This window comes from Salmonella sp. A29-2, assembly GCF_020150755.1.
In the GTDB taxonomy this organism is placed as follows: Bacteria; Pseudomonadota; Gammaproteobacteria; order Enterobacterales; family Enterobacteriaceae; genus Salmonella; species Salmonella enterica.
This window is the reverse complement of record NZ_CP083731.1, coordinates 3,934,129-3,946,835: the sequence shown is the minus strand read 5'-3', so window position 1 is coordinate 3,946,835 and position 12,707 is coordinate 3,934,129. Positions and strand designations below refer to the sequence as shown.

Sequence of the window (12,707 nt, the reverse complement as noted above, 5' to 3'; positions counted from 1 at the left end):
TGCCGTTGCTAGACATTGCCAGCCAGTGCCCGTCACTCCCACTCGATTGTAAACAAGCACACAAAACCCTTTAGTGACAACAATTTGCAAGAACTATCAGGCTCAGTGCCATGAAAAATACCATGACCAGATCATGAGGTTGAACACGGCTTGCGCCGGCAGCGTTCACGCTCCTGGTCGGCGATCTCGCCCGGCTGCAATGCTAGCTCAGCATCGGTCATGCGCTCCAGCACGTCGCGTAGGCGGATGGTGCAAGGAATGGGCGGCAGCTCGAACTCATAGCCGCCGGCGATCATTTCGGCCGCAATCTCCTCGGTGATGAAAAACGGCTCGTCGTCTTGGTTCGGCTTCTTCATGCCCTTTCCTCCTGGCGCTCATCCTGGCCGACAGCGGCCAGGGCATCGGCTTCCGTCAATGCGTCCTCCACGAACGCGCCGTGCTGCTTCGCTTCGGCCTGGCTGACCTCGGCCCATATCCGTTTCACCTGGGCCGCACTGTACCCGGCCAGCTCGGCGGTCTTGTTGATGCTGTAGCCGGACTTGCGCAGCGCGACAACTTGGGCGCGGCGCTTCGGATCAGCACGGCGGCCCTTGTACCGCCCGGCCTGGCGGGCCAACTCAATGCCTTGGCGCTGGCGTTCGCGCCTGTCCTCGTAGTCGTCGCGGGCCATCTGCAAGGCCAGGCGAAAAAGCATGATCTGCACGGCTTCCAGCACGATCTTGGCGACGCCCTGGGCCTCGGCCGCCAGGTCGGATAGATCGACCACTCCAGGGACGGCCAGGCGTGCGCCTTTGGCCTGTATCGAGGCCACCAGGCGCTCGGCCTCGGGCAAAGGTAGGCGGCTGATGCGGTCGATCTTCTCGGCAATGACCACCTCGCCGGGCTGTAGGTCGCCGATCATGCGCAGCAGCTCAGGCCGGTCGGCGCGTGCGCCGGATGCCTTCTCACGGTAGATGCCGGCGACGTAGTAGCCGGCGGCCTTCGCGGCCGTAGTGATCGCCTCTTGGCGTTCCAAGTCCTGCGCGTCGGTGCTGACGCGCAGATAGACCCGCGCCACCATCGGCGCGGCTACTGGCTTCGTCCTGCGCATACTTGCGGGCTCCTTTGGGCATACGCAAAGTGTCCGGTCATGCTACCCCCGGCCAAAAAGGCCGTCATGCGATTTATCTTGGCCGGGTCGTTATTGGCGGGTCTAAATGGCCGCTCCGTGGATCTCATCGCCAGAAATGGCGATGCGAGATCCAGGGCAGGGCGGCCGCCATCGTCAGACCTGGCGATGGTCGACGCCGGCGCGCATCGTCGGATGTGGCGATGCGAGCTCGAGGTCGGTGGCCACCGCCGGCGACCTGGTGCCATCGTCGGCAATGGCGATGCTGCAGCTCGACGTGCGCGGCCTGGTCGTCTCGGCATCGTCGGATGCGGCGATGCTCGAGCGAGGCGAAAAAAAACCGCCTCGGGGTGTCCGAGGCGGCAAGTCTGCATGCGGTTCAGGGAGGAAGAAACCGCGCCGGCGATCAGGGAGGAAAACCGCGCGGCCTGATGTGCAGCTCGGCCACTTTAGCCGGATTTTTCGACTTATCCGATGCGAGCGGCCCGCCGTGGGCGCTGCTCGATCTGCTGTTGCTTTTTCTCGACGTGCTTCTGCTCCTGGTGCTGCTGCTCGTCGCGCGGCACTGTTGCAAAGTTAGCGATGAGGCAGCCTTTTGTCTTATTCAAAGGCCTTACATTTCAAAAACTCTGCTTACCAGGCGCATTTCGCCCAGGGGATCACCATAATAAAATGCTGAGGCCTGGCCTTTGCGTAGTGCACGCATCACCTCAATACCTTTGATGGTGGCGTAAGCCGTCTTCATGGATTTAAATCCCAGCGTGGCGCCGATTATCCGTTTCAGTTTGCCATGATCGCATTCAATCACGTTGTTCCGGTACTTAATCTGTCGGTGTTCAACGTCAGACGGGCACCGGCCTTCGCGTTTGAGCAGAGCAAGCGCGCGACCATAGGCGGGCGCTTTATCCGTGTTGATGAATCGCGGGATCTGCCACTTCTTCACGTTGTTGAGGATTTTACCCAGAAACCGGTATGCAGCTTTGCTGTTACGACGGGAGGAGAGATAAAAATCGACAGTGCGGCCCCGGCTGTCGACGGCCCGGTACAGATACGCCCAGCGGCCATTGACCTTCACGTAGGTTTCATCCATGTGCCACGGGCAAAGATCGGAAGGGTTACGCCAGTACCAGCGCAGCCGTTTTTCCATTTCAGGCGCATAACGCTGAACCCAGCGGTAAATCGTGGAGTGATCGACATTCACTCCGCGTTCAGCCAGCATCTCCTGCAGCTCACGGTAACTGATGCCGTATTTGCAGTACCAGCGTACGGCCCACAGAATGATGTCACGCTGAAAATGCCGGCCTTTGAATGGGTTCATGTGCAGCTCCATCAGCAAAAGGGGATGATAAGTTTATCACCACCGACTATTTGCAACAGTGCCCTTGAATCTATCCGGCGTCTGAATGGGATTTTATTCCCGCGCCTTGATGAGTTCCGCGCCTGATGAACCTCCAGAAAATATACGGCTTCAATGAGCCTTTCCGTTTTACAGGTTCCTCAACAGGCCGGTGGGCCGTTAGTATCATCAATATCAGTATTCGCAAAACCAGATCAGTAATTCTTTAAACCGGTGTATTTCTGCCGTTATGCTACATAAGTTTGCTGTCGTGCCGTTAGGGCCCAGGCTATTCTGGCCAGCTTGTTTGCCAGAGCACAAGTGACGACAAAGTTGCTTTTCCGGCACAGTAAATCCCTGACCCAATCGGCCAATTTGCCAGACTGGTGTTCCAGTTTTTGTATGAATACCCTGGCACATTGAACCAACAAAGTTCGGATCTTTTTATTACCTCGCTTACTAATTCCCAGCAATGTCGTCCTACCTCCCGTGCTGTACTGCCGAGGTACAAGCCCTGTTGCCGCCGCAAAGTCACGGCTGCTGGCGTACTGCTTCCCGTCGCCAATCTCAGTTGAAATAGTACTCGCTGTCAGTGTTCCGACGCAGGGAATGCTCAGCAAGCGCTGTCCAACCTCATCTTCGTCCAACTTTCGTTTCAACTGGGATTCCAAATCTTTAATCTGCTCAACAAGATAGTGATAATGCTGTTGTAATTTCAGCAATAACTGGCTGAGGTAAAGAGGCAAACTACTGTCCTCAAGAATGGTACTCAGTCGGCTAATAACGGCAGCTCCTCGGGGAACGCTAATGCCAAATTCCAGCAGAAAAGCATGCATTTGATTGGTTGTTTTTACCTTATCCTGAACCAGGGATTCACGGACACGATGCAGAGCCCGCATTGCCTGCTGAGATTCCGTTCTGGGCTGCACAAAACGCATAGACGGACGCGATGCAGCTTCACAAATAGCTTCGGCGTCGACAAAGTCGTTTTTATTGCTTTTAACGAACGGGCGGACAAATTGTGGTGATATCAGCTTTGGGGAATGCCCCAACTCTTCCAACTTGCGTGCCATAAAGTGAGAACCGCCACAGGCTTCCATTGCGATGGTTGTAGCGGGGCATGTCGCCAAAAATTCGATCAACTTTGGCCGGGTAAATTTTTTACGGTAAACAGCCTTCCCGCGACGATCCTGGCAATGAATATGGAAAGAGTTTTTACCCAGATCGATACCAATGAGCGCAATGTTTTCCATGATAGTTCTCCGAATGAAAGCCTGTCCTCAGCATAGTACCGGGAAGGAGGGAGTGACCATCTCATTAAATATCCCACGCTAAGACTGTTTGCTGTACAAATTGATGTCGACAGCGCGTAATGACCGTAGTCACAGGAACAGCTAATGGTATTGAAAATTGACCCGTAACTGAAACAGCATCGACCCAGCAGCGATGATGTGAACCTTGAAGAACTTTGGGTGCAGCCTCTTATAGCAGCAGTTTTTGCTGTTGTTCCCTTAATAAGATATGCCCTGTAAATACCCTCATGGCTTCATTTATAATACTATTATTAGCTTACTACGACTCAGTCTAGAAACAGCATCATCTCCACTGGGGCTAAAACACCACTTACCGCATGCTTTCATATAACCAGATTTCAGCCCCCTTGAAAGGGACTAATCGCTGTATACCAGCGAGTCTAAAACACCTTGTCCACTATGGACCCCTCCCTCTGTCGATTCAGCTGATTTGCTACGAATTAGATATCCAGCAAAACTGTGCTCAGCACTGGAGGGATTGTTATCTGTCTGCACGGAGAACATTCCAAGTTCGCTTATCAAATCATTCACCTTATGCAACTCCCCTTTACGCACAATCAAGGTGGGCATAGCTCGGGGCTGAGGGTGTAAACGGCGCATCAGCGACCAGGACTGATATTGTTGTGGAGTGAGTTCCGTCAGTTTTGTCAGGATATCCGCACCAAACAGACAATGCCCCCCGCCTTCACCCTGATTTTTGAGAACCCAGGTTTCCGAAGGAGACTCTTTTGCAAGGTTGATACTATCCGGGCTGATGGGTAACATCTCACCCAGTATCGTTTTTGCTATTTTAGCTTCCTGCAGTGTTAATCCAAATGCGACAAACTCGTCGTAACCCAATTGCGAGAGCAGCATTTGTACTCGCTTGCTGGTCGCCAGTTGCTGGCCAACTGTGGCGTTCACTGCAACCCGGTGCTGCTCAATGAATACTCGGGTCGCCATCAGCGCCTGACAACACTCCTGCTCATCGATATTGAATGCTTCATAATCAGAATACTGATATCCGGCACGTAAGTAGACGGTATCAAGTGGGCCTACACCCTCGAGAATGAGCCTGTTGTCGGCGCCTGTACTCAATTGATTATGCAGTTCACGAAAAGTCCTGCGATGCGTTTCGATTCCTTTTTGCTGGAGGGCGAGCTCAAGCAAGTGTTGATCAAACACATTATTTTCATTCTCCTGCACAATCATCAGGAACCTGGCAGGGCCGGGGTCTCCGAACTCCTGCTTAATTCTGCAAGTTGCCTGACAAATCGCTGCTGATAACCCTTCGATCGCTTGATTGTCGACAAGCGCCCCTGTTGCCTGATTCGATAAATCAGAAAAGACAGCGGGATATTGCCGTTGTAGATAGTGATGCAGATCATGTATCCGCTGACCAAACGGCCCCATTCCTGCAGCTATACCATTGAACTCTATAAGCCTGAACCCATCACGATTATCATCCATAAAGTCGCTACGCATAATGAGTAATGGTAATCGAGGAGCATGCCTTGATGATGAATGGATTTGTTGATGCATGTTCAGGAGGGCTGAAAAGAAGGCATTCCCGGCCTTGATGGGATAAATCGCAGAGTACAAAAAATCATGATCCTCAGAAACTGAATAGATTAATTTGCTGAGTATTCCTGTTGCATTCTTTAAGTACTGATAGGATTTACGGCTGATAGGTGTTGGTGTCAGGGTAAACGGGGTATGCACTGCGGAATACGACGATTCCTTGAAAGCAACACCATGAGTTAAGGCCCATTCGACGGCATCATCCTTGAGCTTCTGAACATCAAGAGTACTCATTTTACGTCCCCTGATTTTACCTGGCATATCATTGGTGGTTGTTACTTGGCTATCAGCCTATAAAATTTGATTGATTACTTCAATAGTTCACGTATAGGAAATTGAAAAACCAGTCGATACCATTGTCCACGCCTTATGCCACGTGAGCCTTTCTGCTTTTCCCACCACTCCGGTGGTTTCCCTCTCTGTATGGTCGATTTTTAGGCACTGTTGCAAATAGTCGGTGGTGATAAACTTATCATCCCCTTTTGCTGATGGAGCTGCACATGAACCCATTCAAAGGCCGGCATTTTCAGCGTGACATCATTCTGTGGGCCGTACGCTGGTACTGCAAATACGGCATCAGTTACCGTGAGCTGCAGGAGATGCTGGCTGAACGCGGAGTGAATGTCGATCACTCCACGATTTACCGCTGGGTTCAGCGTTATGCGCCTGAAATGGAAAAACGGCTGCGCTGGTACTGGCGTAACCCTTCCGATCTTTGCCCGTGGCACATGGATGAAAAGCCAAATCAGCGCCCAAAAGGTCTGCACTTGGATAAGCTGGAAACCTTGAATATTTTTGGTGTGCGCGCCAGCTATATGGCGGCATTTAAGGATTATCTGAAGGAAGAAGGTATCACCCCAAGTGATGAGATCATCGAGCTAGACTTCCCGACTCAGCCAAACCTGCCGACCAAAAAATTAAAGACACTGGCGTTAAAGGATGGCTACAAAGACAACCAAAAGTTGGGGTTTAAGCGTACCCACTATCCTTGGTTGTACGAAATCCCAGCCGAGTTTGACGGTAAGATAAAAACACCCGGGATCCTGCTCCTGGCTCTGCTCTCCTGTCTGCTGTTGCCCGCGCCGTCGCTGGGCCTGACGCTGGCGCAAAAGCTGGTTGAGACATTCCATATGATGGATCTCAACCAGCTTTATACGGTGTTGTTTTGTTTGTGGTTCTTAGCACTGGGCGCCATTGAGTATCTGGTGCTGCGCTGGGTGTGGCGTCGCTGGTTTTCGCTCGAACGCTAAACCAGGAAGGGCGCGCCTCAGTGGGCGCGACTGTGGTTCTCTTTACGGTAGGCGCCCGGCGGCAGATTGAAGGTCCGGGTGAAGACGCGGGTAAAGGTCTGTTGCGAATCGAAGCCATACTTCAGGCAGATATCGTAGACCCGCTGATCGGTGTCACGCAGATCGCGGGCGGCCAGCAGCAGCTTCCTTTCGCGAATATAGCGCCCCAGGCTCTCCCCTTTATACTGTAAAAACAGCCGTTGCAGATGCCATTTCGAATACCCGGCATGGCGAGCGATATCATCAATACGCAGCGGTTGATGCAGGTTGTCATCAATCCACTCGACGATAGTATCAATCACCTGAGCGGAAATCGTCATATGCTCTCTCCTCTGATACTGCACTGGCGCTTAGCGCCACCAGGCGTTAAATGATTGCGTCTTATCGGCGACCCACACCGGCTCGCCCTGCACAGGCGTCAGCAGACGCCAGGCCCTTCCTTCGCTGGCAGCCGCCAGCCGTTGATACGGTTCATCCCAGCTGTGTTTCGCCAAAACGAATCGTCCTGCATGCCCAGGCAGCACCGCGCGAGCGCGCAGGTCGTCGGCGGCCTGAGCTGTTTCATCCGGCATCATGTGAATATATTTCCAGTCCTGGTCATACTGCCCGTTCTCCATGATCGCCAGATCGACCGGACCAAATTCATCGCCTATCGCTTTAAAGTGCGGCCCATAGCCGCTGTCGCCGCTGTAATAAATCCCTAAATTCCACGTGTGTTTTTTATTAGCTTCAAAAATCACTATTTCACGAAGAATTTAGACTGCTTCTCACACATTGTAACATTATTTACAACCACCTTTCAATCATTTTTGATAAATCATTGATTTCATCTTTGCTGCAATGATACTTAATAAACTCTGCAAGTTATCCACAGAGCAGGAAAAGTTCGAAGCATTCTTCTTTCAGATGTTTCTAAACACTGGAAATTGAGAGATTTAGCTGATTATCTTTACATGAGCGAGAGCTTAATAAAGAAAAAGCTATTATTAGAAAACACTTCTTTCAGTAAAATATTACTTGATACTAGGATGTCGCTCGCCATTAAATTGTTAAAGCAAAATCATCCGATAAAATATGTGTCTGAAATGTGTGGGTTTAGTAGTACATCGTACTTTGTATGCCTTTTCAGACAATACTATGAGTGTACACCACGTAAATATCTAAAGCATTAGAGAACACCTGCCTTTACTTCCTTATTTTACCAATAATTTCAGCTAAGAGATTTTGATCTAAATGTTCGTTAATCGTTAAGCTTACTTCTGTACATGCCCTTATATAGATGTTCTGAACGGTGTTATTTCTGACAATGGACTTAAATGTCAGTAACGCCATTACACAGTTGGCCAACGCGAACAGCAGTATTGGTCGCAACAAAAAATGAAAGAAAAATCCCCCAAATGAAGGGAAAAAACGGAAGAACAGTCGAACGACAGGCACAAAAAAACCCGACTGGTAATCGGGCTTTTTCGTGTTTTCCAGTCCTGAGTTGGTGGCTCTGACTGGAGGAAGATACTCTACATCCAACATCCACAATATTATGGCACTAGACACCAGTTGTCTAGTTTGACTTCAGATTGTCTGTCAATGGCCATTTCTTTAAATGAATTTTATGCGTGCATCTGTATAATCTTTGCGTTGGCGCTGTACAGTGTGCCTCCCTTGCTTCTAAACCCTGCGCTATCTGGGTATGAACGAATTAAAGTCCTGGCTGAACAAACAGGTGGTGCTGTGTTCAGTGCTCTGGCAGGAGGAAGGTACTCTACATCCAACAATGTGAGAGAGCCGTTGTGACAGGCGATGTATGAGCAAGCAACGGCGACTTCCTCCAGTATCAACCTGGAGAAACGGATGATTAACCTGTTAATCATCGTTCTCAGGGCTGTGGTCGCCGTTGCAAACGCGCTGATTGCAGTTCTGGAACTGATCCGTCAGTTCATCGACTGATGACTGCGGAAACGTAACTAAGGGCAGGAAGTGCACCGCTTCCTGCCCTTTAACAAAGGAGGATTTATGGATTTTATGAGCATTTTGGGGCGCTGTTTACTTCTTCCTTTCCCTGTTGCGATGTTTGTCGGTTGCCTGTTTCCAGGCATTGATGATCGTTTTACTGGAATGTTCATGAGTTTTATTGTCGGTTGTCTATCGTGGTATATCACCAAGCCAAAACCGCAAAAGGCTGAGGTCGCGTAAGCGGCCTTTTTTACGTCTCTCGTTTAATTCCTCGCCATTCTGTCCAGAAATAGTATTGCGGCTAATCAAGCCAATTCCTACGTCTTTTCGCTGTTGCACGATCTAAAAGAAAATATGGGAAAATTTCATGAAAGTATGGTACTAAAGGGTCTTTAATTCCTTTATCTTGTTCCTTCAACTGCACAGTATCTCGTAAAAACCAACAAGCCGGTTGTTTAAAAAACGCTCTTAGCGTAGGATGTTTTCCATTTTCCAAGTGGAACCCAAGTACGATGCCCGCGAAAAAGACAGCCCTCTTATGAAGAGGGCTGTTATCTGATATAGGCTTGTTATGGTCTCACTCTTGATTAATCAGGTGTATGTGCAACCTTGGTGCACACAATCGATTATGCAGCTTGATGATCTGAAGTGTTACCGGAAGTATCTTCGGTTCGTTTTTTGTTTGTGATGGATTCACTTTTATCTCGCAAGGCTGAGTCTATGACGTTAAACACCTTTTCCCACCGAGAAATCCAACCGCATATAGGTTGAACACGACATTTTTCCAGGAAGAAATTTAATAAGTTAGTTTTTTTATTATCTTGCACTTTGAATGGTTCAATTACATCATCGGCATCAACAGATTTTCCTCCGATAAACCACGACGGATGGGTTTCCATTGCGTCAGAAATGAAATCGTCAGGGAAGAGGCCTTCAATAGCAAAACCACTTCTTACAGAAATATAGTCTTTATTTGACTCAAATCTAATTTGTTTTTTACCAAAGTAGCTTTGTAATCTGGTTCTTTCTTTGACCCCAGCTTCATCACCGTCAAAAACAGATATTACGGGGACATCTTTAGAAATAAACTCGTAGCACCCTTTCAAGAATCCCCCAAGTTGACTGACTCCACCAAACTCATCAACTTTAGCACTCCTCAGAAAAGGCCATCTGTTCTTAAACTCATCATCTTCAGATGTCAATTTCAATATTGATTCTATATATTGTTTGTCGGTGATACCTTCAACGAAAACTGCACTACTTGATATGTTAAAGAAATCAGAAAATCTGACCCCAAGATTTTCTCTTATGCTTGCAACTGCATTAAATCTTTTTTCATGCTTTTTATCTTTTGTAACACCGGCGTCATCTTTATATAACTCAATGATCTTACTTGGCTCATCACTGACAAATGATAAGGAATGAGTTGTAATAAGAACATAAGCAACATCCATCAGTGATTTGAAAATGTGATTACATGACCGGCCTAATGAGGGATGCAAGAAAGACTCAGGCTCCTCAACCATCCAAATCGTTTTCTTACCTAGAGTAAGTTTTCTCTCTGAAATAGATTTAAATGAAGAAAATAAAGATAAGCATTGTAGCCCCATACCTTTACTCGATATCACATTCTCAATAGTATCTTTTATTGAAACCTCAAAGCGACCAAATAACTCATCAAGAGATGGCGGAGCTTTAATAATAAAGCTACAGTCATCTATACCGCTTAGAATCATTTCATTTGTTATCTTTTCAGATACTTCCAACAGTTTATCATGAATCACTTGAACCGATGTTTTCATGGCTGAAGCTACTTCACTCCTAACATATGGAACTAATAGATTATGATATATATCATCAATACTTTTTGACGATGGTATATACACACACTCAAAACTAGAAAGTATTTTTTCTATGAACCTTCTTTCAACAGATGTATACATGGAGGAAGTTACTTCAGGTTTCCTCTTGTAACCTTTAAAGACAGTGTAAAAGTAATTGTTTTTATTAGATATTGTCAGATGTACGGTCACTTCGTTTTGAGGTGACTTTAACCTGGAGTCATCAATCATGTTAAACAGCTGCAAATATCTATCTCTCAAACTTAGCTTTCTGCCTCTTGATTGAGTTGGTTTTGATTCTTGTTGTTTAGAGCTGCCATCATCAAATGAAATAGAATTACTAGGCTCTTCTTGCTCCCCTAAAACACCAAGTTCAATAATCGAGTCATCATCGTCATCATCATCGTCTTGGCTCAAATCCTCAGAGACATCATCTAGCTCACTTTCAGAAAAAGTAAATCTTACAGCAAAACTAGTTTGTCCTTGCTTAACACCATGTGGCTTATCTTTTTCATAGTCATATAAGTCAGGATTAAATTTTCCTTCAAAAAAAACCCTCATAGCTTTTAATAGGTTTGTTTTACCACTGTTGTTTTGCCCAACAATGGTTAATCCATTAAAGTTATCAGAGGATATCTCCCCTGAAATAGACCTATACTGAGAAACTTTAAATGATACTATTTCCATTTTTCTTCCTACGATAGAATATTGCTCGGATTATCGACATTTTTTCCCAAGGCTTTAACTGTCTTTCGCTACTTGGATAAATGGCTCTTCCTCCACTGTTCTGCTTTATTTTCGCCAGAAAGCCCACCATGCATGTTGTTTGTCCTGAAGTGCTGCTTTATCCTGAAGCAATTCAGCACTCACTGCCCCCTGAAGCACAGAAACGGCGTTTCTCGCGGCATTGCGACAGGAATCAATAACCTCTGGTTCGTTGGGCTTTCTGAGCAGGATAAATTGCGATACTTTGGACTGAGTATCAAAAGCATAGATTCGCAATTCAGGGGAGGATGTCAGGCTTACAATATTATGCAACCGCATATAATTGGTGTAGTCCTTGCTACTTGGATCACATGATTCATAAAGATATTTCTGCATTAGCGTTTGCGATGAAGAAAGAAAATCTATATAGCGGTCAGTTTTTTTATCTATATCCCGCAGTCGCTGAGCTATTGCATCTTTTCTTATTTCGTGGCAGTGTGTTAATTTCAGTGTAATCCAGCCACCAACAATGGTGATTAATGCACCCAGCCCAATTTTAACGGCATTATCAGCCACATCTACCCACTCAGTTGCCATCTGTTACGTGTTCTTCCTGTGATGATCATGGTCGCTAGTATAATTCTCCGGCTGACTGGACATACAGCATTTTCTGTCCAAGATTAATAACCTCGAACTGCAACTACAATGCCGCAGATGATGCAAAGGGGGAGCCCGCAGAATTCGGAAAAAATCGTACGCTAAGGTTTTCCGGGCATCCGTAAGGGCCGAAACTTCCCGTCTTCCAGTCTGCGGCTCTGCCGCCAGACGTAATCGCCGGTTAGGTTGATGTGCTCCCAGCCCAGCGGCGACAGGAATTGCAGCAGCTCGCCGTCCACCGGCTTGCCGGCCTCGACCAACCCCTGGGTGGCGCGTTCCAGGTACACCGTGTTCCACAGCACGATAGCCGCCGTCACCAGGTTGAGGCCGCTGGCCCGGTAGCGCTGCTGCTCGAAGCTCCGATCCCTGATTTCCCCAAGGCGGTTGAAGAACACCGCCCTGGCCAGCGAGTTGCGCGCCTCACCTTTGTTCAGGCCGGCATGCACGCGGCGGCGCAGTTCAACACTTTGCAGCCAGTCCAGGATGAACAGCGTGCGCTCGATCCGGCCCAGCTCGCGCAGGGCCACGGCCAGTCCGTTCTGGCGCGGGTAGCTGCCGAGCTTGCGCAGCATCAGCGAGGCGGTGACGGTGCCCTGCTTGATCGAGCTGGCCAGGCGCAGGATGTCGTCCCAGTGGGCACGCACGTGCTTGATGTTCAGGGTGCCGCCGATCAGCGGGCGCAACGTCGGGTAGGCTTGCACGCCCTGCGGCACGTACAGCTTGGTTTCGCCGAGGTCGCGGATGCGCGGCGCGAAGCGGAAGCCTAGCAGGTGCATCAGGGCAAAGACGTGATCGGTGAAGCCGGCCGTGTCGGTGTAGTGCTCCTCGATCCGCAGGTCGGACTCGTGGTACAGCAGGCCGTCGAGCACATAGGTGGAATCGCGGACGCCGACATTCACCACGCGGGTGCTGAACGGGGCACTGTTGCAAATAGTCGGTGGTGATAAA

Annotated in this window: 12 protein-coding genes and 4 pseudogenes; 5 read left to right on the top strand and 11 right to left on the bottom strand. The window is 48.7% G+C overall.

The features are described from left to right. Positions 1-131 precede the first annotated feature (131 nt). From K8W53_RS19160 to K8W53_RS19135, 6 genes are all read right to left on the bottom strand, one after another. Positions 132-356: a hypothetical protein gene (locus K8W53_RS19160; protein WP_000743213.1), complete on the bottom strand. Its 225-nt coding sequence runs from the start codon at positions 354-356 to the stop codon at positions 132-134. After that, positions 353-1,090 carry a recombinase family protein gene (locus K8W53_RS19155; protein ID WP_001366550.1) on the bottom strand — a complete coding sequence of 246 codons (738 nt, stop codon included), beginning with the start codon at positions 1,088-1,090 and terminating at the stop codon, positions 353-355. Before K8W53_RS19155 ends, K8W53_RS19160 begins: the two co-directional genes overlap by 4 nt. 485 nt (positions 1,091-1,575) lie before the next feature. Further along, entirely contained in the window at positions 1,576-1,716 is a 141-nt protein-coding gene (locus K8W53_RS19150; RefSeq protein ID WP_001044210.1) for a hypothetical protein, read from the bottom strand. Positions 1,717-1,721: 5 nt separating this feature from the next. Beyond that, positions 1,722-2,426: an IS6-like element IS26 family transposase gene (locus K8W53_RS19145; RefSeq protein ID WP_001067855.1), complete on the bottom strand. Its 705-nt coding sequence runs from the start codon at positions 2,424-2,426 to the stop codon at positions 1,722-1,724. 266 nt (positions 2,427-2,692) lie between these two features. Then, positions 2,693-3,697 carry an IS110-like element IS4321 family transposase gene (locus K8W53_RS19140; protein WP_021546935.1) on the bottom strand — a complete coding sequence of 335 codons (1,005 nt, stop codon included), beginning with the start codon at positions 3,695-3,697 and terminating at the stop codon, positions 2,693-2,695. A 417-nt stretch (positions 3,698-4,114) separates the two neighbouring features. Further along, positions 4,115-5,551, bottom strand: coding sequence for a glutathione synthase (locus K8W53_RS19135; RefSeq protein ID WP_000105383.1), 1,437 nt, complete (start codon positions 5,549-5,551; stop codon positions 4,115-4,117). Positions 5,552-5,817: 266 nt separating this feature from the next. Here K8W53_RS19135 and K8W53_RS19130 point away from each other — a divergent pair. Together K8W53_RS19130 and K8W53_RS19125 are read left to right on the top strand one after the other, a co-directional pair. Then, positions 5,818-6,054 (top strand): annotated as a pseudogene (locus tag K8W53_RS19130) (IS6 family transposase); the annotation flags it as partial. Positions 6,055-6,318: 264 nt separating this feature from the next. Beyond that, the gene (locus K8W53_RS19125; RefSeq protein WP_065809026.1) at positions 6,319-6,567 is read left to right on the top strand and encodes a DUF1158 domain-containing protein; all 249 of its coding nucleotides are present in this window, start codon (positions 6,319-6,321) and stop codon (positions 6,565-6,567) included. Between the two features lie 17 nt (positions 6,568-6,584). Here the strand turns inward: K8W53_RS19125 and K8W53_RS19120 are convergent, their stop codons facing one another. Both K8W53_RS19120 and K8W53_RS19115 read right to left on the bottom strand, forming a co-directional pair. Beyond that, the gene (locus K8W53_RS19120; RefSeq protein WP_004202492.1) at positions 6,585-6,926 is read right to left on the bottom strand and encodes a RamA family antibiotic efflux transcriptional regulator; all 342 of its coding nucleotides are present in this window, start codon (positions 6,924-6,926) and stop codon (positions 6,585-6,587) included. A 30-nt stretch (positions 6,927-6,956) separates the two neighbouring features. Further along, positions 6,957-7,304 (bottom strand): annotated as a pseudogene (locus tag K8W53_RS19115) (MBL fold metallo-hydrolase); the annotation flags it as partial. Positions 7,305-7,481: 177 nt separating this feature from the next. Between K8W53_RS19115 and K8W53_RS19110 the strand changes: the two are divergent. From K8W53_RS19110 to K8W53_RS19100, 3 genes and pseudogenes are all read left to right on the top strand, one after another. Further along, positions 7,482-7,778, top strand: a pseudogene (locus tag K8W53_RS19110) (helix-turn-helix domain-containing protein); the annotation flags it as partial. 676 nt (positions 7,779-8,454) lie between these two features. After that, complete coding sequence (dqlB, locus tag K8W53_RS19105; protein WP_000609149.1) at positions 8,455-8,550, top strand: DinQ-like type I toxin DqlB; 96 nt, start codon at positions 8,455-8,457, stop codon at positions 8,548-8,550. Positions 8,551-8,616: 66 nt separating this feature from the next. Then, positions 8,617-8,796, top strand: a complete 180-nt coding sequence (locus K8W53_RS19100) for a hypothetical protein (RefSeq protein WP_000347021.1) — start codon at positions 8,617-8,619, stop codon at positions 8,794-8,796. Positions 8,797-9,182: 386 nt separating this feature from the next. Here K8W53_RS19100 and K8W53_RS19095 read toward each other — a convergent pair whose 3' ends face one another. The 3 genes and pseudogenes from K8W53_RS19095 to K8W53_RS19085 all read right to left on the bottom strand — a co-directional run. Then, a complete protein-coding gene (locus K8W53_RS19095) occupies positions 9,183-11,084 on the bottom strand; it encodes an AAA family ATPase (protein WP_065311127.1) in 1,902 nt (633 codons plus the stop codon). Positions 11,085-11,189: 105 nt separating this feature from the next. Further along, positions 11,190-11,699, bottom strand: a complete 510-nt coding sequence (locus K8W53_RS19090) for a peptidase M14 (protein ID WP_065311128.1) — start codon at positions 11,697-11,699, stop codon at positions 11,190-11,192. 161 nt (positions 11,700-11,860) lie between these two features. Further along, positions 11,861-12,679, bottom strand: a pseudogene (locus K8W53_RS19085) (Tn3 family transposase); the annotation flags it as partial. Between the last annotated feature and the right edge of the window lie 28 nt (positions 12,680-12,707).